The sequence below is a fragment of the Haemophilus haemolyticus genome, assembly GCF_003490935.1.
Lineage (GTDB): Bacteria > Pseudomonadota > Gammaproteobacteria > Enterobacterales > Pasteurellaceae > Haemophilus > Haemophilus haemolyticus_M.
This window is the reverse complement of the sequence record NZ_QQGD01000001.1, coordinates 316,901-339,136: the sequence shown is the minus strand read 5'-3', so window position 1 is coordinate 339,136 and position 22,236 is coordinate 316,901. Positions and strand designations below refer to the sequence as shown.

21 protein-coding genes and 1 tRNA gene are annotated in these 22,236 nt (G+C 38.0%); 10 read left to right on the top strand and 12 right to left on the bottom strand.

The window, feature by feature from the left end; translation table 11 throughout:
• The first annotated feature begins 76 nt into the window (after positions 1–76).
• The 4 genes from DV417_RS01790 to mreD all read left to right on the top strand — a co-directional run bounded on the left by DV417_RS01790 (position 77) and on the right by mreD (position 4,672).
• Positions 77–1,855 carry an ABC transporter ATP-binding protein/permease gene (locus tag DV417_RS01790; RefSeq protein ID WP_118878247.1) on the top strand — a complete coding sequence of 593 codons (1,779 nt, stop codon included), beginning with the start codon at positions 77–79 and terminating at the stop codon, positions 1,853–1,855.
• A gap of 134 nt (positions 1,856–1,989) precedes the next feature.
• A complete protein-coding gene (locus DV417_RS01785; RefSeq protein WP_005635474.1) occupies positions 1,990–3,045 on the top strand; it encodes a rod shape-determining protein in 1,056 nt (351 codons plus the stop codon).
• Positions 3,046–3,128: 83 nt separating this feature from the next.
• A complete protein-coding gene (gene mreC / locus DV417_RS01780; RefSeq protein ID WP_118878245.1) occupies positions 3,129–4,184 on the top strand; it encodes a rod shape-determining protein MreC in 1,056 nt (351 codons plus the stop codon).
• Positions 4,184–4,672 (top strand): rod shape-determining protein MreD, encoded by a 489-nt coding sequence (gene mreD / locus DV417_RS01775; RefSeq protein ID WP_118878242.1) that lies wholly within the window; start codon positions 4,184–4,186, stop codon positions 4,670–4,672. Before mreC ends, mreD begins: the two co-directional genes overlap by 1 nt.
• A 52-nt stretch (positions 4,673–4,724) precedes the next feature.
• Here the strand turns inward: mreD and DV417_RS01770 are convergent, their stop codons facing one another.
• The 5 genes from DV417_RS01770 to DV417_RS01750 are packed head-to-tail and all read right to left on the bottom strand — an operon-like array spanning position 4,725 to position 8,823.
• Positions 4,725–5,501: a TIGR01619 family protein gene (locus tag DV417_RS01770; RefSeq protein WP_118878240.1), complete on the bottom strand. Its 777-nt coding sequence runs from the start codon at positions 5,499–5,501 to the stop codon at positions 4,725–4,727.
• Positions 5,502–5,510: 9 nt separating this feature from the next.
• The gene (gene xthA / locus DV417_RS01765) at positions 5,511–6,314 is read right to left on the bottom strand and encodes an exodeoxyribonuclease III (RefSeq protein ID WP_118878238.1); all 804 of its coding nucleotides are present in this window, start codon (positions 6,312–6,314) and stop codon (positions 5,511–5,513) included.
• 47 nt (positions 6,315–6,361) lie between these two features.
• Positions 6,362–7,036: a TIGR01621 family pseudouridine synthase gene (locus DV417_RS01760; protein WP_114891676.1), complete on the bottom strand. Its 675-nt coding sequence runs from the start codon at positions 7,034–7,036 to the stop codon at positions 6,362–6,364.
• Positions 7,036–8,100 carry a YcjF family protein gene (locus DV417_RS01755; RefSeq protein WP_114891675.1) on the bottom strand — a complete coding sequence of 355 codons (1,065 nt, stop codon included), beginning with the start codon at positions 8,098–8,100 and terminating at the stop codon, positions 7,036–7,038. Before DV417_RS01755 ends, DV417_RS01760 begins: the two co-directional genes overlap by 1 nt.
• Positions 8,101–8,160: 60 nt before the next feature.
• Positions 8,161–8,823, bottom strand: a complete 663-nt coding sequence (locus DV417_RS01750; protein WP_005635459.1) for a Bax inhibitor-1/YccA family membrane protein — start codon at positions 8,821–8,823, stop codon at positions 8,161–8,163.
• A gap of 180 nt (positions 8,824–9,003) precedes the next feature.
• Between DV417_RS01750 and DV417_RS01745 the strand changes: the two genes are divergently transcribed.
• A tRNA-Ser gene (locus DV417_RS01745) sits at positions 9,004–9,093 on the top strand.
• 57 nt (positions 9,094–9,150) lie between these two features.
• Here the strand turns inward: DV417_RS01745 and DV417_RS01740 are convergent.
• A complete protein-coding gene (locus DV417_RS01740) occupies positions 9,151–9,705 on the bottom strand; it encodes a YtfJ family protein (protein ID WP_118878235.1) in 555 nt (184 codons plus the stop codon).
• Positions 9,706–9,808: 103 nt separating this feature from the next.
• Between DV417_RS01740 and DV417_RS01735 the strand changes: the two genes are divergently transcribed.
• Positions 9,809–10,135: a zinc ribbon domain-containing protein YjdM gene (locus DV417_RS01735; RefSeq protein WP_118878233.1), complete on the top strand. Its 327-nt coding sequence runs from the start codon at positions 9,809–9,811 to the stop codon at positions 10,133–10,135.
• A 36-nt stretch (positions 10,136–10,171) separates the two neighbouring features.
• Here the strand turns inward: DV417_RS01735 and DV417_RS01730 are convergent, their stop codons facing one another.
• The 6 genes from DV417_RS01730 to DV417_RS01705 all read right to left on the bottom strand — a co-directional run bounded on the left by DV417_RS01730 (position 10,172) and on the right by DV417_RS01705 (position 18,890).
• Positions 10,172–10,885: a TerC family protein gene (locus DV417_RS01730; protein ID WP_118878231.1), complete on the bottom strand. Its 714-nt coding sequence runs from the start codon at positions 10,883–10,885 to the stop codon at positions 10,172–10,174.
• Between the two features lie 97 nt (positions 10,886–10,982).
• Positions 10,983–12,812 carry an excinuclease ABC subunit UvrC gene (uvrC, locus tag DV417_RS01725; protein WP_118878229.1) on the bottom strand — a complete coding sequence of 610 codons (1,830 nt, stop codon included), beginning with the start codon at positions 12,810–12,812 and terminating at the stop codon, positions 10,983–10,985.
• A gap of 1 nt (position 12,813) precedes the next feature.
• Complete coding sequence (kdsB, locus tag DV417_RS01720) at positions 12,814–13,578, bottom strand: 3-deoxy-manno-octulosonate cytidylyltransferase (RefSeq protein WP_118878226.1); 765 nt, start codon at positions 13,576–13,578, stop codon at positions 12,814–12,816.
• Between the two features lie 70 nt (positions 13,579–13,648).
• Positions 13,649–14,647, bottom strand: a complete 999-nt coding sequence (gene lpxK / locus DV417_RS01715; RefSeq protein WP_118878224.1) for a tetraacyldisaccharide 4'-kinase — start codon at positions 14,645–14,647, stop codon at positions 13,649–13,651.
• 72 nt (positions 14,648–14,719) lie between these two features.
• The gene (gene msbA, locus DV417_RS01710; RefSeq protein WP_118878221.1) at positions 14,720–16,483 is read right to left on the bottom strand and encodes a lipid A ABC transporter ATP-binding protein/permease MsbA; all 1,764 of its coding nucleotides are present in this window, start codon (positions 16,481–16,483) and stop codon (positions 14,720–14,722) included.
• Positions 16,484–16,523: 40 nt separating this feature from the next.
• On the bottom strand, positions 16,524–18,890 hold the full coding sequence (locus DV417_RS01705; protein WP_118878219.1) for a DNA internalization-related competence protein ComEC/Rec2: 2,367 nt from the start codon (positions 18,888–18,890) through the stop codon (positions 16,524–16,526).
• A gap of 259 nt (positions 18,891–19,149) precedes the next feature.
• Between DV417_RS01705 and dksA the strand changes: the two genes are divergently transcribed.
• The 4 genes from dksA to tsaE all read left to right on the top strand — a co-directional run bounded on the left by dksA (position 19,150) and on the right by tsaE (position 22,234).
• A complete protein-coding gene (dksA, locus tag DV417_RS01700) occupies positions 19,150–19,587 on the top strand; it encodes an RNA polymerase-binding protein DksA (RefSeq protein WP_118808298.1) in 438 nt (145 codons plus the stop codon).
• A 161-nt stretch (positions 19,588–19,748) separates the two neighbouring features.
• On the top strand, positions 19,749–21,191 hold the full coding sequence (pcnB, locus tag DV417_RS01695) for a polynucleotide adenylyltransferase PcnB (protein WP_420897206.1): 1,443 nt from the start codon (positions 19,749–19,751) through the stop codon (positions 21,189–21,191).
• An 8-nt stretch (positions 21,192–21,199) separates the two neighbouring features.
• Positions 21,200–21,682, top strand: a complete 483-nt coding sequence (folK, locus tag DV417_RS01690; RefSeq protein WP_118803298.1) for a 2-amino-4-hydroxy-6-hydroxymethyldihydropteridine diphosphokinase — start codon at positions 21,200–21,202, stop codon at positions 21,680–21,682.
• A gap of 75 nt (positions 21,683–21,757) precedes the next feature.
• On the top strand, positions 21,758–22,234 hold the full coding sequence (gene tsaE / locus DV417_RS01685) for a tRNA (adenosine(37)-N6)-threonylcarbamoyltransferase complex ATPase subunit type 1 TsaE (RefSeq protein WP_005635434.1): 477 nt from the start codon (positions 21,758–21,760) through the stop codon (positions 22,232–22,234).
• Positions 22,235–22,236 lie beyond the last annotated feature (2 nt).

The window sequence follows — 22,236 nt, the reverse complement described above, 5'->3', positions numbered from 1 at the left end:
AATACCGAAAATTTTTGACCCTTTTACAAAAAGTGCGGTTATTTTTCACCACACTTTTATCTCGGATGGAATATTTATGGATTACGGCCAAGAAGCCATTACTTCTCTTATTTGGATTTTACAAACGTTAGCCATCACCTCTGTCGTCTTTAGTTTTGGCATTTTTCTTTTGGTGCGTTTTACTCAATGGGGAAAACAATTTTGGATGTTTGCAGGTGGCTATCTTTCACCTAAACGCAGCATAAAACCTATCCTCTTCTTTCTGCTTATTGTTGCAATGACATTACTCAGCGTACGTATCAGCCTTGTACATTCTGAGTGGTACAAAAATATGTACACATCATTGCAAGAATTTAATGAACATGTATTTTGGCAACAAATGGGCTTGTTCTGCGTCATTGCCACAAGTTCTGTTTCAGCAGCATTAGTAGGCTATTATTTAGAGCAACGTTTCGTCATCAACTGGATTGAGTGGCTTAACGAACAGCTTGTTGATAAATGGATGGCACATCGCGCCTATTACAAAACACAGTATTTATCCGAAAACCTAGATAACCCCGATCAACGTATTCAACAAGATGTCCAATCTTATGTAAAAACCACGCTTTCTTTAAGCACTGGAGTCATTGATGCGGTCACCTCAATGATCTCTTACACGATTTTGTTATGGGGATTAGCAGGTCCAATGATGGTACTTGGCGTGGAAATTCCACATATGATGGTGTTCTTAGTGTTTGGCTATGTCATTTTCACTACCCTCATTGCATTTTGGCTCGGTCGTCCATTAATCTCGTTGAATTTTATTAATGAACGCTTAAACGCAAACTACCGTTATTCTTTAATTCGCATAAAAGAATATGCCGAAAGCATTGCTTTTTACGCAGGTGAAAAAGTAGAAAAAAATCAGCTTTACCAACAATTCAATGCTGTCATCAATAACATGTGGGTAATAGTATTTAGAACGCTAAAATTTTCAGGATTTAACTTAGTTGTCAGTCAAGTTTCTGTTGTTTTTCCATTATTAATTCAAGTTGGACGTTACTTTGAAAAACAAATAAAACTCGGTGATTTAATGCAAACTTTACAAGTATTTGGAAAATTGCACAGCAATCTTTCATTTTTCCGTAATACTTATGATAGTTTTGCAGGATATAAAGCGACGCTCAATCGTTTAACCGGTTTCAGCTACGCCATTGAAATGGTGAATCATGAATCGCAAGTACAAATCCACAATCACCCTACGGATGTTATTTTCAACAACTTAAGTGTTAAAAATCCATTAGGTCACACTCTGGTAGAAAATCTCAACATTACGCTACCGCAAGGAACGAGTTTACTCATTCAAGGAAAATCTGGTTCAGGAAAAACGACACTTTTACGAACAATCGCTGGACTCTGGAGCTACGCAGAAGGTGAGGTGATTTGCCCAACAAACAGTCAACTTTTCTTATCGCAAAAACCCTATGTACCACAAGGAAATTTGATGTCGGCATTAACTTATCCCAATAAGCCCGACAATATTTCACATACACAAGCGGTAGAAATATTAAATAAAGTGCAACTGGGACATTTGGCTGAACAATTAGAAAAAGAACAAGACTGGACGCGTATTCTTTCGCTTGGTGAGCAACAGCGTTTAGCATTTGCTCGTTTGATTCTACACAAACCTGCCGTAGCCTTCTTAGATGAAGCCACAGCAAGTATGGACGAAGGTTTGGAATTTGCGATGTATCAACTATTAAAACAAGAGCTACCAAAAACCACGCTAATCAGTGTTGGCCACCGTTCAACGCTGAAAGCTTTACACCAGCAACATCTAACTCTGCAAGATAAAGGTCAGTGGCAACTGATGTAAAAAACACGAAAAACAACTGTAATTTCAACACATTTTTTGGTACATTTAGCACAATTTTTTTGTGTGCTTGGCGATGAGATAATTTCACTTTTTCAGCCAAGCAAAATTAACTCTGATTTTAGAATAGGATAATTATGTTATTTAAAAAAATTCGTGGACTTTTTTCAAACGATCTTTCTATCGACTTAGGTACTGCAAACACGTTAATTTATGTGAAAGGCCAAGGTATTGTCTTAGATGAGCCGTCGGTTGTTGCCATTCGACAAGATCGCGTTGGTTCACTAAAAAGCATCGCGGCTGTCGGTAAAGAAGCAAAATTAATGCTTGGACGTACACCAAAAAGCATCGCAGCCATTCGCCCAATGAAAGATGGCGTAATCGCAGACTTCTTTGTTACAGAAAAAATGTTGCAATACTTTATTAAACAAGTTCACAGCGGTAATTTTATGCGTCCAAGCCCTCGTGTACTAGTATGTGTGCCTGCTGGCGCAACTCAAGTAGAACGTCGCGCAATTAAAGAATCTGCAATCGGTGCGGGTGCGCGTGAAGTATATTTAATTGAAGAACCAATGGCAGCCGCAATCGGCGCTAAATTACCTGTTTCTACTGCTGTTGGTTCTATGGTAATTGATATCGGTGGTGGTACAACAGAAGTTGCTGTTATTTCCTTAAACGGTATCGTATATTCTTCTTCAGTTCGTATCGGTGGTGACCGTTTTGATGAAGCGATTATTTCTTATGTTCGTCGCACTTTTGGTTCTGTTATCGGCGAACCAACAGCGGAACGTATCAAACAAGAAATCGGTACAGCCTATATTCAAGAAGGTGATGAAATTAAAGAAATGGAAGTGCATGGCCACAATCTTGCTGAAGGCGCACCTCGTTCATTCACCTTAACCTCACGCGATGTTTTAGAAGCTATTCAACAGCCATTAAATGGTATCGTAACCGCTGTGCGAACTGCACTCGAAGAATGTCAACCAGAACACGCTGCCGATATTTTTGAACGAGGTATGGTGTTAACTGGTGGTGGTGCACTATTGCGTAATATTGATACACTTCTCTCTAAAGAGTCTGGCGTTCCAGTCATTATCGCAGAAGATCCGTTAACCTGTGTTGCTCGCGGTGGTGGTGAAGCGTTAGAAATGATCGATATGCACGGTGGCGATATTTTTAGTGACGAAATTTAATTTAGACCAAAATAAATAAAAAGTGCGGTTAAAAATGACCGCACTTTTCCTTTTAATCTTTTTATCTCAACGTAGGACGCTTAATGAAGCCTATTTTCGGTAAAGCTCCCCCGCTTGGCATTCGATTATTATTAGCTGTAGCGGCTTCCCTTTCTTTAATCTTAGCTGATGGTCAAACTAATTCAATGACTAAAGCTCGCAGCGCCATGGAAACTGCAGTGGGTGGACTCTATTATCTTGCCAATAGCCCTCGTACAGTATTAGATGGGGTATCAGATAATTTAGTGGATACCAGTAAATTACAAATCGAAAATAAAGTGTTACGCGAACAATTACGTGAAAAAAATGCAGATTTACTCTTACTAGATCAACTCAAAGTCGAGAATCAGCGTTTACGTTTATTGTTAAACTCCCCTTTACGCACCGATGAATACAAAAAGATTGCGGAAATTTTAACTGCAGAAACCGATGTTTATCGTCAACAAATTGTTATTAACCAAGGCGAAAAAGACGGTGCGTATGTAGGCCAGCCTGTAATTGATGAAAAAGGCGTTATTGGTCAAATTATTTCTGTGGGTGAGAATACCAGCCGAGTATTACTCTTAACTGATGTCACTCATTCTATTCCAGTACAAGTTCTACGTAACGATGTTCGCGTCATTGCAAGTGGAACTGGGCATACTGATGAGCTAACTCTTGATAATGTACCTCGTTCTGTGGATATTGAGAAAGGCGACTTACTTGTAACGTCTGGTCTTGGTGGCCGTTTCCTTGAAGGCTATCCAGTAGCGGTTGTACAAAGTGTTTCACGAGATGGTTCCAATTACTTTGCGACTGTCAAAGCTAAACCTCTCGCCGCCCTTGAACGCTTGCGCTATGTATTACTTCTTTGGCCAAGCAATTTAGATATGTCTAAAGTAAAATCGATGTCTCCAGAAGAAGTGCGTAATTTAGTGCAAAAACGTTTAGAAAGCCAAGCAAATGAAGCTGATTACAAAGTAAAAAAAGCCCCATTAACAGACGATAATCTTCAAGAAAATAAGGATAAATCAACGGTTGAACCTGAAATTCCAACCGATGCACCACAAAATGAAGAAGCTGTACCGTCAGAACAACAAGAACATAGGGAAGAAGACTAATGCAAACTCGCTTTATTCTACAATGGCTCACAATTTTAAGCTTCTTTGTCGTGGCATTAGTGCTAGAACTCGCACCCTGGCCACTTGGTTTTCAGGCATTTAAGCCGGCTTGGTTAATTCTCGTTTTGCTTTACTGGGTTCTGGCTATTCCAAATAAAGTCAGTATTGGATGGGCATTTTTATTAGGACTTGTATGGGATTTAATCCTAGGTTCCACATTGGGTATTCATGCCCTAGTCCTTTCTGTGACAATTTATTTTGTGGTAAAAAACTATCTGGTACTAAGAAATTTATCGCTTTGGTTTCAAAGCCTTTTAGTAATTGCGTTTGTGTTTATTGTCAGATTAGCTATTTTCTTAGTCGAATTCTCCCTGCATACCGCATTTTTTAACTGGCAAGAAATCTTTGGGGCTTTAGCGTCGGGAATACTATGGCCATGGGTATTTTTACTAATGCGTAAAATGCGCCGAAAAGTTAAATTACATTAAAAAAAGAGAGATAAATATCTCTCTTTTTTATGACTTGCGAGTATCTAAAAACCTAATTCAACTGCTTATTAGCATCCATCAAAGAATCACATTCCCAGCCGATATACTCTCCCCCAAATTGTCCAGCCAGTTTTTCAAACCATTCGACTTGTTCAAAAATTTCACCATTATCTAATGAAATTTCTTGCTCTAATTTCACCAAGAAATAAGGTTCATCATCTTCATTAAACTGAATAGCTTGTGCGGAATATTGTAATGTCGTGAAAGAATAATCCCCCAAACTAAGCTCATCCATAAAAGGGAACATTTTCTCTTCTTCATCAAAATGAAAACTATGCTCCACCAGATACGTATCACTTAAATCACGACCTTTATTTTTCAGTAAATCAAGTAACTCTTCCGTTGCATTTAATTTAATCTCTAATGGAGAAGCAAGCAAAAAGTCAAAATAAGTATCCCAACTTAAATCTTTTTGTACATTAATATCTTTAACAAAATCAATTTGTTGTAAAGTTTCTACAATAAGATTTTCATGCTCACAGTAAAAATGCATTTTAGCTTGGGAATTACAAATAAAATGTCCCGCAAAAAATACATTCGGAAGTGCGGTTAATTGCGCCAGAATTTTAAATACACGATTAATTAACTTATCGTACTCAACTTCTGAAGGCAAACCGGTTTCATCATCTGCTTTATAAGCGATAGTGAATTGCACTATTTTATCAAGATCTTTACCGTGATATTTTTCAACATCTTCAATATTTGCGGTAAACACGGCAGGCATACCATTCACGGTAGAACGATAATTCTGCCAATTTGCCATATCCATTTCGCTTTCCTATTTAAATTCAGCCCAAATCGGTGCGTGATCAGAAGGTTTTTCCATTGCTCGAATATCCAACGCAATGCCCACATCGACACAGCGTTCAGCCAATTTTTGACTTACTAAAATATGATCAATTCGTAAACCTCGATTATCATCAAAACCTTTCGAACGATAATCAAACCACGAGAATTTATCATTTGCTGTTGGGTTCAGCTTACGGAAACTATCTTCTAATCCGTAATCATACAAACGTTGATACCACGCTCGTTCTTCAGGTAAGAAAGAACATTTACCTGTGCGTAACCAACGTTTACGATTTTCATCTCCGATACCAATATCTAAATCACTTGGACTAATATTCATATCACCCATAATTAAAATAGGATTCGACTTATCATGTTCTTTTTCTAAATATTGTTGAAGATCTGCATAAAATTTCTCTTTAGCTGGAAATTTAGTCTCGTGCGTACGGCTTTCCCCTTGAGGGAAATAGCCATTAATTACGGTCAACAAACCAAAATCAGTTTCAAGATCAGCCATAATAATGCGTTTTTGCGCATCCTCATTGTCTGTTGGAAAACCACGAAGAACCGCTTTAGGTTCTTGTTTAGTCAATAATGCTACGCCATAGTGACCTTTCTGACCGTGATGAAATACGTGATAACCTAAGTTTTCTGTAATTTCATAAGGAAAAGCTTCATCAGCGACTTTAATTTCTTGCAAGCCGATTACATCTGGCTGATATCTTTCAGTAATGGCTTCAAGTTGATGTGGACGAGCACGTAAACCATTTATATTAAAAGAGATAAATTTCATTTTTGTTCCTATTAAAGAGTAAAATTGTCTTTATTATACAGAGATTTCTATTTTGATAAAAACGGCTTTGCCAGATAAGCCTTAATTTGCTCAAACACACTGGATTTAATCCAAAATTGACCTTGAGAGGGTAAACAAGTTACCGAAATAAAATCATTCAAATAATCAAATTCCAATTGGGCAGCATGCAAATAAGTGCGGTCAATTTTTTCAATGTTTTTACCATAAAGTCCATCGCCCAAAATCGGGCTACCTAAACTTTTCATCGCAACACGTAATTGATGCGTTTTCCCCGTTTGTGGTTTTAAAATAAATAAACGTAAATTAGGCTCACAGCTTACGCTTTCAAAACGCGTAATTGCTGGATTTTCTTTTGTTTGACAAAGTTTCCATGCGCCATCTCGGGCTTTCTTCATATCCCCGATAATCAAACCTTGTTTCTTTTTAGGTTTTTGGTTACTTAATGCCAAATACGTTTTATGAATTTTATGTTCAGAAAAAAGTCGTGAAAATTCAGCCGAACTTTCAGCATTCAGCGCCAAAATTAATAGCCCCGACGTCACTTTATCCAAGCGATGAACGAGCCATACTTGAGGCATATTGAGTTGTTTTGCAACAAGTTCTGTTAAACCTTGTTCTTCTTGATCTTTATGAACGCTAATACCTTCAGGCTTATTGATAATAATAAAATCGCTATGTTGATAAACAACCTCGATTTTCATCAGACTTGCTCCTTTTTGTAAATTTTATTTTTACCGAGAACAATATCTTTCACCGAGCTAAGTAATTCCTGTTGAATATGTGAGAGCTTTGGTTTTTCATTTAATTGAAATGCTAACGGGCGACAAAGCTCCATTGCTTTCACGCCTAATCTAGCAGTGAGCAATCCCACGCCGATTCCTTGAGCTATACGCGCAGAAAGTTTTGCAGTCATATCTTGAGAAAGCCAATCCATTCCAATATCTTGTGCCACTTCGGTTGCTCCAGCAAAAGCAATATTGACCAATACCATTCTTAACAATCGAATACGTGAAAAATACCCTAATTCAATTCCATAAATCTCAGCAATCTTATTCATTAATCGAAGATTTCTCCACGCAATAAAAAACATATCCACCACAGCAAGCGGACTAATCGCGACAATTACTGCTGATTCAGCGGCCATTTTACTAATCAATTTTTTAGCTTGTATATCAAAAGAAGACAAAACATTACGACTGAATAAATGCGTAATTTCTTGCGCTGAATAAGCTTCATTTAATTGGTGTTGCCATTGAATTACCACTGGAGAATCATTTTCCAAACGTAGAGATTTTGCAATATCTAAGCAAAGAACTTTACTTTTTTCTGCGTTATGAACAGAAAAAACATCACCATTTTTTACCGCACTTTCCAACCAGATCTGCTGACTTTGTTGTTGCAATTGCTCACGTTTTTTTAAACGAACTAAACGTCGCCACTCACCAATAATCTCTTTAATCCCCAATAAAATGACAATTAAACTGACTAAAGCAAAAGCAAGATAAATCCATTGATGTTGTTGATAGCTATCCCAAATCCACTGCACGGATTGCGCAACCGTCGCCGAGCCAAATAAAAATGCGGTAAATTTTAATAAAGTTTTTCCAAAACCTGATTTTGGTTTCAATGCCTGTTCAAGTTGAGCATCAAGTAATTCCCCTTCCAAGGGTTCATCTAGTTTTGTTTCTACATGATGAAACTCTTGCTTAGGCTGATATTGTTCTTCCTCAACGTTGACTGCATGTTCAAAAATTTGTTTTTCCATTGCCTATTCCCAAAAAATAACCCCACTGAAAAGTGGGGTCACAACGTCAAAATTCAATCATTATTCATCGCTTGAGAAGATAGAAAGTAATCTTAATAAACTCAAGAATAAATTGTAGATTGAAACATAAATATTCACGGTTGCTCGAATGTAATTCGTTTCACCACCGTGAATGATATTACTCGTTTCATACAAAATAGTCATTGTAGAGAACACAACAAATAATGCACTAATTGCGACTGATAACGCAGGAATTTGGAAGAAGAAACTTGCCACCATACCAAGCAATAGCACAATAAATAATGCGAACATTGCGCTTGATAAAAATGACATATCTTTTTTCGTAGTCAATACATAAGCAGAACACGCAAAAAATACGATAGCAGTTCCTGCGAATGCAAGCATAATCAAATCTTCCATTCCACGTGCCACATACATATTTAAAATTGGCCCGATGGTGTATCCCATAAATCCTGTGAAAGCAAAGGCAGCCAAAATACCCGCAGGGCGATCAGCTAATTTATTTGTTAAGAAAAGTAAGCCATAAAACCCCACTAATAACACAATAATATTTGGATATGGCAAGTTTAGACTCATTGAAATAAATGCAACAACCGCTGAAAATGCCATTGTTAATCCCAATAAAAAATACGTGTTACGCAACACTTTATGTGTGCTGAGTAGCGATTCCTGCTGAGCATCCACAATAAGACGTGATTGCATAAAAGCTCCTTGTAAAATAAATAAAAAGTCTCTTGTAAAATAAGGGTTGGGGGTAAAAAAGTCAATGGAATTAATGGAATTAATTTCATCAAAATGAATAAATTATCATCACCTAAACTTAAATCATTAGATTTCTGTTTACATCAATAAAATATTCATTATACTACGCCTATCAATCACGGAGGAATGGTCGAGTGGTTGAAGGCACCGGTCTTGAAAACCGGCGAGGGTTTACGCCCTCCTAGGGTTCGAATCCCTATTCCTCCGCCATCAGGATTAAAAAAATCCCTAAGTCAAAAGGCTTAGGGATTTTTACTTTGTATTACGTTATTTGGTCAATACATTCACCAGTGAAATAACAGCCTGAATATCACTATCAGACAATTTTCCTTCTTTCACAAATTTTATTTTTCCCGTTTTGTCTAACACTATAATTGCACTATCTTTAGGATTTAATCCCCAAGCATTTTTCACCGCACTTTTATCATCTAATACAACCTGGCTATGTGGATTTTCCTGTTTTCCTTTTTGTGCACTATTTTTTACAAACATACCTGTACCAACAATCGCATCATCCGCATTAATAATGGTCGTTGTTTGGTATTTTGCAGGATTAAAATGAGATGCTTTTATAGCATCAATCATTGGCTGATTTTTCTCTTTTGCTGCAGTTCTACCAGCCAAATGATGGACTACACGCACTTTACCCGCTAATCCCGCAGAACCCCAAGGTTGAAACGCGATATCTTTTCCAGAAAGTACAATTTCACCGTACTCACTCACTTTTACCGATGGTAAAGATTGCTCTAATTGCAAATTGTGTGCCCAAGTCGAACTACTAAACATCACGCCACAAACTAAGGCAAGAATTTGTTTTTTCATACATTTTCCTCAAAAATTCATCAAAAACTTTCACGCTTTGGCGAAAGACATCTTTTTTGCTATACTCGCGCGCCTATTATATGTAATCAAGAAGGAAAACCCAATGGATCAAATGCCTAATTGCCCAAAATGTCAAAGTGAATACGTTTACCACGATTCAATTAATTTTGTTTGCCCTGATTGCGGTAATGAATGGGACAATAATGAAATTCAAGAATCAGATGAAGATCAACTCATCGTAAAAGACAGCAATGGGAATTTGCTTGTAGATGGTGATGATGTACTTTTGATTAAAGATTTAAAATTAAAAGGTTCATCAGAAGTATTGAAAAAAGGTACAAAATTCAAAAACATCCGCTTAGTAAATGGCGATCATAATGTCGATTGCGGCAAAATCATGTTGAAATCTGAGTTTTTGAAAAAAGCTTAATCGAAAAATGCGGTCTATATAGACCGCACTTCTAATTTATTTCATCAATCTTCTCATTCGAATATTGATCATTTCGACTACAACAGAGAATCCCATTGCAAAATAGATGTAACCTTTCGGGATGTGAATATCTAAACTTTCTGCGATTAAACTAATTCCGACTAAAACTAAGAAGGCTAAAGCCAGAATTTTCAAGGTTGGATGCGTATCTACGAAATCGCCGATTGGTTTTGCCGCAAACATCATCACGCCAACGGCAATAATAATCGCCAAAATCATCACAGAAAGATGGCTTGCCATACCTACTGCTGTAATCACGGAATCTAAAGAAAATACAATATCTAGCACTGCAATTTGAATTAATACGCCAAGATAACTCACTTTATTTTTTCTTTCCGATTCATGATGGTCTTGATGATTGATTGCTTCTTTAATTTCGCCTGAACTTTTTACAATCAGAAATAAACCACCGATTAATAAAATCAAATCACGCCCAGAAATTTCTTGATTAAACACAGTAAATAACGGTGCAGTAAGTTTCATCATCCAAGCAAGTGACATTAAAAGTAAAATTCTTGTCAACATTGCTAAACCAAGTCCAACAATACGACCAGACTGGCGTTGGCTTTCAGGTAAACGCCCAACTAGGATACTAATAAAAATAATATTATCGACCCCTAAAACGATCTCCAAAGCAGCAAGTGTCGCAAGTGATATCCACGCTTCAGGATCGGTAATCCATTCAAACATAATTTTTCCTATAATAGAGTTAAATAAATCCGAAAGTGCGGATCATAATGGCTTTATGATGAAAAGCAATCGTTATTTACACTTAAGAGATAATTGATTAATCGTTTTTGAGCGTTTCAACAATCGTTTCGGCAAGTTTAAGAGAAATTCCAGGTACAGAGGCTATTTCATCTAAGGTCGCCTTTTTCACACCTTGTAAACCACCAAGATATTTCAGTAAAGCCTGACGACGTTTAGTGCCCACTCCTTCGATGGTTTCTAAACCACTTTGTGTAAAGGCTTTTTGACGTTTTTTACGGTGTCCGCTTATTGCATGATTATGGCTTTCATCACGGATGTGTTGAATCAAATGCAATGCCAAACTATCATCAGGCAAATGAATTTCGCGGTCTTGTTTGCTGATGATCAGTACTTCCTGCCCTGCTCGACGATCCACACCTTTTGCTACGCCAATTAAGTGCGGTCTATTTTTATCCCATTTTACTTGAAGATGTTGGAACACATTCAATGCACGATTTAATTGCCCTTTTCCACCATCAATAAAAATAATATCGGGAATTTTATCTTCTTCTAAATCTCGCTCATAACGTTTCTGCAACGCTTGTTCCATCGCAGCATAATCATCCCCGCCAGTAATGCCTTCAATATTAAAACGACGATAATCAGATTTTAGTGGACCTTCTTGATTAAAGACAACACAAGATGCTACTGTTTGATTTCCCATCGTGTGGCTTATATCGAAACATTCCATACGCTTAATTTCAGGAAGATTTAACAGTTCACACAACGCTTGATAACGCTCTGACATTCGTGAAGATTGTTTAAGTTGTACATTTAAAGCCGCTTTAGCATTAACTTGTGCAAGCTGTAAGTATTTACTCTTATCACCTTTTACACTTTCTTGAATCGTTACTTTTCTGCCCGCTTGATCAGTAAGAAGTTGCTCAAGCTCTGATTTTTCAGCTAATTGACGATCGACAATAATGCTATTCGGGATACTTCGTCCTTGATGGCCTTGTAAATAAAATTGCCCTACAAAAGTTTCTGTAAGTTCCGATAAATCCGTATTGGCGGGTACTTTGGGGAAGTAACTACGATTGCCTAGCACTTTTCCTTGACGAATAAACATCACCTGTACACAGGCTAAACCATATTGGTAAGCGATAGACATAATATCCATATCATCTAAACGCTCATTGGATACAAATTGTTTTTCAATAACTGAACGTACCGCCTGAATCTGATCACGATAACGCGCAGCCTGTTCAAAATCTAAATTTCTGCTTTCCTGCTCCATTTTACCGATTAAATAATCTAACACCTGTTGATCTTTGCCTTGTAAAAATAAGCGGGCTAATTCAACTTGCTGATTATATTCTTCATCAGAAACACATCCCTGTACACAAGGTGCAGAACAACGCCCAATTTGATACTGCAAACAAGGACGAGAGCGGTTGGAATAAACGGAATTTTCACATTGTCGAACAGGGAAAAGTTTTTGCAAAAGCGATAAAGTTTCACGCACGGCTCCCGCGTGAGGATAAGGCCCAAAATATTCACCTGCAAATTTTTTAGAACCACGATAAGAAGTGATTCTTGGATGACGTTCTTTGGTTAATAAAATAAATGGATAGGATTTATCATCACGCAATAATACGTTATAACGAGGCTGATAAAGCTTGATAAAATTATGCTCTAGCAGTAAAGCTTCTGTTTCAGATGAAGTTAGCGTGGTGTCAATATGATGAATTGACGCCACCAACGCTTCTGTTTTTTTACTGCTCAGATTTTTACGAAAATAGCTTGAAAGACGTTTTTTTAAATCCTTTGCTTTCCCAACATAAATAACCTGATCTTTATCATCATACATACGATAAACACCAGGTTCGTGAGAGACATCCGCTAAGAACTTTTTAGCATCAAACATTTTAATTCGCCGCTAAAATTGCTCGCACTTTTTCCAAATCTTCAGCAGTATCCACCCCCACTGCAGGCACTTCTTTCGCAAGCTCCACATGAATGCGTTCGCCGTTATATAACACACGAAGCTGCTCAAGTTTTTCTAGATTTTCAAGTTGAGTTGGTGCCCATTGCACATATTGTTTTATGAAACCAGCACGATACGCGTAAATGCCAATATGACGTAAGTAAGCGTCCGCAAGCTGTAACTTCTGAACATCCTGTAAATTCATAAACTGATCACGATCGTAAGGAATAACCGAACGGGAAAAATACAGTACATAGCCCTCTTTATCTGTTAATACTTTCACTGCATTTGGATTAAATAATTCCTCAGCATCGTGAATTTTTACCGCAAGGCTTGCCATATTGACATTAAATTTTGCTAAATTATCTGCCACTTGTCGCACGATAACGGGAGGAATCAAAGGCTCATCCCCTTGAATATTGACAATGATTTCATTGTCAGGAATCGCTAATTTTTCTACCACTTCCGCTAAACGTTCTGTACCAGAATTATGATTAACCGAAGTCATACAGACTTCAGCACCAAAACTTTTGGCAACATTAGCCACATTTTCATTATCGGTGGCAATAATCACTCGGCTCGCACCAGACTGCAGAGCTTTCTCAAATACATGTTGAATCATTGGCTTGCCTGCAATATCAGCAAGAGGTTTTCCAGGTAAACGACTTGATGCAAAACGAGCGGGGATAATCACGGTAAATGACATAATTTATTCCTTATTCTTTAATATTTCAGCTTTATCGGCAAGCAATCAAAACAACTGAGGATTAATCTTTTCAGACATTTCTATATTGCTCCACAAGTTTGTCTATTTTGGCCCAAAAGAGCGGTAAATTTTCACTTTGTTTTTCAGCCTCAATAATCTCCGCATCGACAGGGACATACCACCAATTATCTTTGGCAAAAGATTGGCATTTTACGGCATCTTTTTCCGTCATAAAGAGCGGTTGATTTTCAGCAAGTTTTTCTAATTGAGAGGCTTCAAAATGTTGATGATCTTGAAATGCTTGAGTTCGCTCTAATTGAATCCCTAAGTTTTCTAACATAGTAAAAAAACGCTGTGGATTGCCAATCCCTGCGATAGCAACGCCTGCTTGAAATTCCTTTAATTGGCGTTTTTCATTGGTTTTTAAATTAATCGCGAAATGGGGCACGAGACGCATAACCGCATCTGAATACTGATTTTTTCCACCATTAGTGATCACAAAATCTACGGATTTTAATCGACTTGGTAATTCACGCAATGGGCCTGCTGGCAATACAAAACCATTTCCCAATGCGCGCTCAGCATCCATTACGACAATTTCTAAATCACGTTGTAATTGATAATGCTGTAAACCATCGTCAGAAATAATAGTATCGCACTCTGCTTGGCTTAAGAGTAATTCAATCGCTTGCTGGCGATTCGGGGAAATCACAACTGGCGCATTAGTACGTTTCGCGATCAATACAGGCTCATCGCCACCTTCAATTGGATTCGTATTTTCAGTGACGCATAACGGATACGTTTTAGATTTACTGCCGTAACCACGAGAAATCACACCTACACGCAGACCTTGTTTTTTTAATTCTTCCACAAGCCAAACAACCACGGGCGTTTTACCATTTCCACCAACAGACAAATTTCCCACAATTATCACTGGTTTCGGTGCGCGATAAGAAGACTTGAGCCCCAAAGAGAATAAGGCGCGACGAAGTTGGCTAATCAACCAAAACAATAAAGAAAAAGGCGATAAGAGCCAAATAAGTTTGGAGTTGGAATACCAGAAGGGCATAGAAAATCCTTTCTAATAAGTGCGGATAAAATAACGCGAGTTTTTCAACTCGCGTTTTCGATAATCAATAAATTAGCCAGTAAACTGCATACTGTGTAGCTGTTTATAAGCGCCATTTTGTTCAAGCAATGCTTTATGGTTGCCACGCTCACAAATTTCTCCGTGATCAATCACAAGAATTTCATCCGCATTTTCAATAGTTGATAAACGATGGGCGATTACGATAATAGTACGATCTTTCTTTAATTCCTCTAATGCAGATTGAATTGCTCGTTCTGATTCTGTATCTAGTGCAGATGTAGCTTCATCTAAAATTAATACTGGCGAATTACGCAATAAAGCGCGAGCAATCGCTAAACGCTGACGTTGCCCACCGGATAGGCTTGCGCCATTTTCGCCAATTACCGTATCAAAACCTTGCGGTAATTTTTCAATAAACTCTAAAGCATAAGCCGCTTTTGCTGCAGCGATAATTTCTTCGCGAGAATACTTATCCTGCGCCGCATAAGCAATATTATTCGCAATGGTATCGTTAAATAAATGGATCTGTTGAGAAACCACCGCACAGTTTTCACGTAAATTGGATAAACGATAATCTTGAATATTTACACCATCCAGTAAAATTTCACCTTGCTCAATATCGTAAAAACGGGTCACTAAATTAGCAATGGTTGATTTACCCGATCCAGAACGCCCCACTAGAGCTACGGTTTTTCCAGCTGGAACGCTAAAAGAAATATTATTTAATGCAAGTTCCTCTTTTCCTGGATATGCAAAACTCACATTCTTAAATTCTAATTCTCCTTTCGCGGGTTCAGCTTGATAAGTGCCGTTATCTTTTTCTGGTTCTAAATCTAAAATGGCAAATAGCGTTTGACATGCTGCCATTCCGCGTTGGAATTGAGAGTTTACGTTCGTTAAAGATTTTAATGGGCGCATCATCGCCAACATAGATGAGAAAACTACCGTAAAAGAACCCGCACTTAGGTTATCTTCCGCAATCAACGGAGTCGTCGCTAAAAACAATACTGCCGCCAAAGCAAGAGAAGCAATAATCTGCACCACTGGGTCGGAAATGGAATCTGCGGTGACCATTTTCATACCTTTACGACGCATATTGTTACTCACTTTATTAAAACGTTCTTCCTCTACAAGCTGACCACCAAACGAAAGCACGACTTTATGTCCTTTCAGCATTTGTTCGGTCGTCGCTGTTAATTCTCCCATTGAATCTTGTAAATTCTTACTCAATTTACGGAAAATTTTTGACACGATAGTGATCAATACCGCAATAACTGGCCCGATAACAAATAAAACAAGGGTTAATTCCCAGCTTGTGTAAAACATTACTGCTAATAGCGAAATAATATATGCCCCCTCTCGCACAATGGTAATCAAAGATCCTGAAGAAGAACTTGCAATCATCTCAGAATCATAAGTAATACGAGAAAGTAATTTACCTGTTGAATTTCTGTCAAAGAAACTCACTGGCATAAACATCAAATGCTTAAACAAGCGACGACGCATTGTCATCACAACTTTGCCTGACACCCATGCTAAACAATAATTAGAAATAAAGTTAGAGACCCCACGCAAAAAAATCATTCCCACGACGACCACAGCCATCATTTTCAAAAATGAATGATCCGCCTTACCGAATCCATCATCTAGCAAAGGTTTTAATAAATAAATAAGACCTGAATCTGCCAAAGCATTAAGCACCAATGCGATAGCAGCCACCACTAAACCCGCTTTAAAAGATTTAATCATTGGCCACAAACGTTTAAAAGTTTGCAGGGTAGAAAAGTCATGATCTTGTAATTTTTGTTTTTGCATAATCGCTATCTAATAGTAAAAATTGCGCGCATTGTACCTTTTATTCCTTTGATAATCCAATTACACGCGCATACCAAGGGGAAAATTCTGCGCGTGCTTGTTGGATTTCTAATCGATCTTGAAAAAAATTTACCCGCACTAGCCCTGAAACAGCGGTATTTTCTACCGCACTTTTATAGCGTTGAAGCCTTTCTATAACCGAATAATAGGGGAATTTCCACGGATTCCAACGTCCGCTAGAAATAATCGCCACATCTGGTCGAACCTGAGAAAGTAAGTATTCACTTGTCGATGTTTTACTTCCGTGATGCCCCACTTGCAACACATCAATTTTGCCTAAAGTGCGAGCAAAAATTTGTTCATTTTTTGCTTCAGCATCGCCAGTCAGCAAAACTCGATGTTTTCCATCATCGACTAAAATTACACAAGAATGGGGATTATCTGCTCTCTCCACAATAGAATGCGGTGAAAGTATTTGAAAATGTAGCCCTTGCCAATGCCAATCACGTCCAGCAGTACAAAAAGTGCGGTGATTTTCCCCATAGTTTTTTCGTGAAGGGGTAATAAATTCCACATTGGGATACGCCTTTAAAATTGTCGAAGCACCACCTGCGTGATCGTTATCGTCGTGACTTAAAATCAATTTTTCCAAAACAATCCCTTCTCTTTGTAAATAAGGCAAAATTTCCAACTCAGCCATATTCCCCCCTCGCCAAGAAGAACCCGTATCATAAAGAATCCCTTTGCCATTTTTCACAATCAGCGTTGCCAGCCCCTGCCCCACATCTAAAGTATCTACCTGCCAAGTTGGTTTGCTCAATTGTTTAAACAACAAAATCATAAAACACAGCGAAATAATGCTGAAAGAACATCGCAAAACGTTGCTCCGATCATTTTTTAGCAAAGGTTTACTGAGATTTAATGTAAAAAATTTTGCTCGTTTTATTTGCCAGTTCGATGATGAAACCTCAGGTTCTCGGTAAATACTCCAAATAATTAACATAAAAACTCCCGCACAAAGTGCGGTTAAAACCAGCGCTAAATTAAATGAAACATTAAACCAATTTCCTTGAAAAACAGAAATTAACCAAGTGATTCCTTCGGCTAGCTTATTTGCTAGTTGCCAAGAAAAAACCGCGCCGTTGGTAAAAACAGCAAATAAAATCAAGGGCACAAGAAAAAAGCTATAAAGTGGTACGGCAATAAGATTGGCTAAAAATCCACTCAGCGATAAGCCATTAAATAGAAAAAGTTGCAAAGGCGTAAAAAAGAGCAATAACCCAAATTGCAAATGAAATAAACTCAAAATCCACCGCACTTTTGGGGAAAAGGGACGATTTTTCCATTGAAAAAGTGAAAAAGGCACATAACGATACCAGAGGATCAAACAACCAACGGCTCCACAAGAAAGCCAAAAACTGACCGAAAGCGGCATTAATGGATCACAGAAAAGCAAGAATCCGACAACCAACGTAAAAAGCTGAATGGGCGAATAATGTCGCCGCATTATTTGAATGAAGAAAACGAAAACAAGTGCTGAAATGGCACGAAAAGTCGGCACGCTAAAACCAGCCAAATACGCATAAATTAAAGCAAATAGAACACCAAAAACTAAAGGAAAATAAGGATGAATAAAACGGGTGGGGAAAAATACTTGCACAACACGCGCCAAGTAAAATCCAATTCCCATAGCCAACCCAATATGTAAGCCAGAAATAGCAATAAAATGTGCGGTATTCGTTTGTTGGTAAATTGACCAAATGTTTTTATCTAGCCAAGCCCGTTCGCCAAAAGCTAATGCGATCAATAAACCTTGTAGAGATAATCCTTCCGTTTGCTTCTTTACTTGTTGCAATTTTTCTGCACGCAATGATGAAACATCAGCACTTTTCGCCGCACTTTTTACGGTTCCAACAGCTGTAATTCCTTTTGAAAAATACCATTGTTGCCGATCAAACCCACCAAAATTTAATCGCGCTGAAAGAGGACGTAAAGAAATTTCAGCTTGCCAAATTTCCGATAGTTGAGGCACCTCTTTCGCTTTCCAATTTAAGAAAATTCGTTGTTCTTGCAAATTATTTGCCAATGTTGCTGTGGCAATGAGAGTTTGATAATCCTGTTGATGCAAAATTTCTTGAATCTCAAAAGTTACCATTTGCTTTTGAGCGGTAATACGTTGAGCCTGTTGTAACAAGCTAAGTGCCGAATGGTGTGTATAATCTAGAGAAACAACAAAAAAGGCAAGATAAACTAAAACGTTTCTACGGAAAAAAATAAAAAGAAAAATCAAAGCAAGCGCAATAACGAAAGCAACTTGCCAAGGCAATAGAAATGCTTGCGGTAGAAATAACAAGGTTAAATCCGCAACAATTAACAAGACAGCTAAAGTTATTAAGTTTAATTTCATTTTTGTAAAAGATTAATCCTAATCTCTCTAAGACTAGGCTAGTTTTATTTAAATATGCAAACGGTTGCTTCAAATTTTGCGATCCATATCGTAAAAATAAATATTTCAGGAAAATTTACTTGCTAAAACAAACAACTTCTGATATTTATACCGCCCGCAAAAATTGGGTTCCTAAAAGAGCAGTCAGGAACAAACTAAAATAACAAGACAGGAAGTCGTGAAGTCCACGCTTAAATTCTGTATGTATTAGGAGTGAGAGATGTCAAGAGCGTCATTGAGCTTGCTAGATTTAGCAGGCGTTAAGCCTTATCAAATGAAAAAAGATGAAGAATATATGAATGAAGAGCAAATTCTTCATTTCAGAAAAATTCTTAATGCTTGGCACGAGCAAATCGTGGAAGAAGCTTCTCGCACCGTTGCACATATGCAGGATGAAGTAACTAATTTCCCCGATCCCGCAGACCGAGCAACTCAGGAAGAGGAATTTAGTCTAGAATTGCGTAATCGTGATCGCGAACGCAAACTAATGAAAAAAATCGAAACAACCTTGAAAAAACTTGATACCGATGATTTCGGTTACTGCGATTGTTGTGGCGAAGAAATCGGTATCCGCCGTTTAGAAGCACGCCCAACAGCAGATCTTTGCATTGATTGCAAAACGTTAGCTGAAATCCGCGAAAAACAAGTCGCTGGTTAATTCATTCTATTGAAAAATACCAAAGTGCGGTTAAAATTAGCCGCACTTTTTTACATTTAAAAATGCGGAAAATTTTCCCTTAACTTTTCCTACAAGAAAATAGCTAAACCATTAATTTACAATAAAAAACGGAGTAAATTATTCTTACTTATATCAAAAATTTGTTTGGCAAAAAAACAAAAAAATCAAAAGAGGTTGCCAAAACAAGTGCTCATTCTAAACGAGTTGAGCATTCTAATAGTCAAATGCCAAAAGCGCGGGCAAAAAAATCAGAACAAACACACCGCTACGATAAAAATGTAATTAAAGCGGCTCAATTTGATATTTCACCGCGTGATTTTAGCCGTAATGCACTCACCGTAGTGGAAAAACTGCAACGTCAAGGTTTCGAAGCTTATATCGTCGGTGGATGTATCCGCGATTTATTGCTCGGTAAAAAACCAAAAGATTTTGATGTTGCAACAAACGCCCGTCCTGAGCAAATCCAAAATATTTTTCAACGCCAATGCCGTTTAGTGGGTCGCCGTTTCCGATTAGCACATATTATGTTTGGTCGAGATATTATTGAAGTCGCCACTTTCCGTGCTAATCACAGTGATGCTCGCAATGAAAATCAAGCGAAGCAAAGTAATGAAGGCATGTTACTGCGCGATAATGTTTACGGTACGATCGAACAAGATGCAGAACGCCGAGACTTTACGGTCAATGCGCTGTATTACAATCCACAAGATAATACGTTACGAGATTATTTCGAGGGCATTAAGGATCTCAAAGCGGGAAAACTACGCTTAATCGGCGATCCAGTGACGCGTTATCAAGAAGATCCTGTGCGCATGCTACGCTCAATTCGTTTCATGGCAAAACTTGATATGTTCCTTGAAAAACCGAGCGAACAACCAATTCGTGAACTTGCACCTTTATTAAAAAATATTCCGCCAGCTCGCTTATTTGACGAAAGTTTAAAATTATTGCAGGCGGGACAAGGGGTAAAAACCTATCGTTTATTACGCCAATATGGTTTATTTGAACAACTTTTCCCTGCATTAAGTGCATATTTTACCGAGAAAGAAGATAGTTTTGCAGAACGCATGATCGTCACCGCACTTACTTCTACGGATGAACGTGTTTCAGATAAATTGCGCATCAATCCTGCATTCTTATTTGCAGCATTTTTCTGGTATCCATTACGCGAAAAAGTGGAAATTTTGAAAAATGAAGGCGGTTTAAATAATCATGATGCTTATGCTTTGGCGGGTAATGAGGTTTTAGATTTATTCTGTCGCGCTTTAGCTGCACCACGTCGTCATACTGCGGTCATTCGTGATATTTGGTTCTTACAACTGCAATTATTAAAACGTACTGGATCAGCACCAATGCGAACCATGGAACATCCAAAATTCCGTGCAGGCTTTGATTTACTGGCTATGCGTGCAGAAATTGAAGGTGGCGAAACGATTGAATTGGCCAAATGGTGGCACGAATATCAATTCAGCAATGGTGAACAGCGTGAACAGCTGATACACGAGCAACAACGCTTACATCCCAAACCAAAGAAAAAATACTACCGTCCACGCCGTCGTAAAACAACGCGCTCCGCAGAATAAGGGAAAAGATGATTACTGTATATATTGCCCTTGGTAGCAATTTAAACACACCAGTGGAACAATTACATGCTGCGCTTAAAGCGATAAGTCAGTTACCAAACTCGCATTTGGTAACGACGAGCTCTTTTTATAAAAGCAAACCGCTCGGCCCACAAGATCAACCCGATTATGTGAATGCTGTTGCAAAAATTGAAACCGAGCTTAGCCCGCTTGCGCTATTGGATGAATTGCAACGCATTGAAAATGAGCAAGGTCGAGTACGTTTACGTCGCTGGGGTGAGCGTACATTAGATTTGGATATTTTGCTTTACGACAACGAAATCATTCAAAACGAGCGCCTAACGGTTCCCCATTATGATATGCATAACCGTGAGTTTGTCATTGTGCCGTTATTTGAAATCGCATCGGATTTAGTCTTACCTAACACTCAACCACTAGTAGATTTGGTCAAGCAATTCGATGACCATGAAATGATAAAATTAACTCCCTAGAAATTTCACCGCACTTTTATGAACCTCAAAAGTGCGGTAGAATCTGCCCACATTTTTCTTCATTCATGACCCGTTATGGAAAGCTTGACTCAATATATCCCCGATGAATTTTCTATGCTCCGCTTCGGCAAAAAATTTGCGGAAATTCTTTTAAAATTGCATACAGAAAAAGCAATTATGGTTTATCTTAACGGTGATCTTGGTGCAGGAAAAACAACGCTAACACGCGGAATGCTGCAAGGTATCGGCCATCAGGGTAATGTAAAAAGCCCAACTTATACGCTGGTTGAAGAATACAATATTGCAGGCAAAATGATTTATCATTTTGATTTATATCGTTTAGCAGATCCTGAAGAGCTCGAATTTATGGGCATTAGAGATTATTTTAATACGGATAGCATCTGCTTAATTGAATGGTCTGAAAAAGGCCAAGGCATATTGCCGGAAGCGGATATTTTAGTAAATATTGATTATTACGATGATGCACGAAATATTGAATTAATCGCACAAACAAACTTAGGTAAAAATATTATAAAAGCATTCTCTAATTAATT

Coding starts and splice junctions, on each gene's coding strand:
- DV417_RS01790 (WP_118878247.1), top strand. CDS start 77: ATGGATTACGGCCAAGAAGCCATTACTTCTCTTATTTGGATTTTACAA.
- DV417_RS01785 (WP_005635474.1), top strand. CDS start 1,990: ATGTTATTTAAAAAAATTCGTGGACTTTTTTCAAACGATCTTTCTATC.
- mreC (WP_118878245.1), top strand. CDS start 3,129: ATGAAGCCTATTTTCGGTAAAGCTCCCCCGCTTGGCATTCGATTATTA.
- mreD (WP_118878242.1), top strand. CDS start 4,184: ATGCAAACTCGCTTTATTCTACAATGGCTCACAATTTTAAGCTTCTTT.
- DV417_RS01770 (WP_118878240.1), bottom strand. CDS start 5,501: ATGGATATGGCAAATTGGCAGAATTATCGTTCTACCGTGAATGGTATG.
- xthA (WP_118878238.1), bottom strand. CDS start 6,314: ATGAAATTTATCTCTTTTAATATAAATGGTTTACGTGCTCGTCCACAT.
- DV417_RS01760 (WP_114891676.1), bottom strand. CDS start 7,036: ATGAAAATCGAGGTTGTTTATCAACATAGCGATTTTATTATTATCAAT.
- DV417_RS01755 (WP_114891675.1), bottom strand. CDS start 8,100: ATGGAAAAACAAATTTTTGAACATGCAGTCAACGTTGAGGAAGAACAA.
- DV417_RS01750 (WP_005635459.1), bottom strand. CDS start 8,823: ATGCAATCACGTCTTATTGTGGATGCTCAGCAGGAATCGCTACTCAGC.
- DV417_RS01740 (WP_118878235.1), bottom strand. CDS start 9,705: ATGAAAAAACAAATTCTTGCCTTAGTTTGTGGCGTGATGTTTAGTAGT.
- DV417_RS01735 (WP_118878233.1), top strand. CDS start 9,809: ATGGATCAAATGCCTAATTGCCCAAAATGTCAAAGTGAATACGTTTAC.
- DV417_RS01730 (WP_118878231.1), bottom strand. CDS start 10,885: ATGTTTGAATGGATTACCGATCCTGAAGCGTGGATATCACTTGCGACA.
- uvrC (WP_118878229.1), bottom strand. CDS start 12,812: ATGTTTGATGCTAAAAAGTTCTTAGCGGATGTCTCTCACGAACCTGGT.
- kdsB (WP_118878226.1), bottom strand. CDS start 13,578: ATGTCATTTACCGTGATTATCCCCGCTCGTTTTGCATCAAGTCGTTTA.
- lpxK (WP_118878224.1), bottom strand. CDS start 14,647: ATGCCCTTCTGGTATTCCAACTCCAAACTTATTTGGCTCTTATCGCCT.
- msbA (WP_118878221.1), bottom strand. CDS start 16,483: ATGCAAAAACAAAAATTACAAGATCATGACTTTTCTACCCTGCAAACT.
- DV417_RS01705 (WP_118878219.1), bottom strand. CDS start 18,890: ATGAAATTAAACTTAATAACTTTAGCTGTCTTGTTAATTGTTGCGGAT.
- dksA (WP_118808298.1), top strand. CDS start 19,150: ATGTCAAGAGCGTCATTGAGCTTGCTAGATTTAGCAGGCGTTAAGCCT.
- folK (WP_118803298.1), top strand. CDS start 21,200: ATGATTACTGTATATATTGCCCTTGGTAGCAATTTAAACACACCAGTG.
- tsaE (WP_005635434.1), top strand. CDS start 21,758: ATGGAAAGCTTGACTCAATATATCCCCGATGAATTTTCTATGCTCCGC.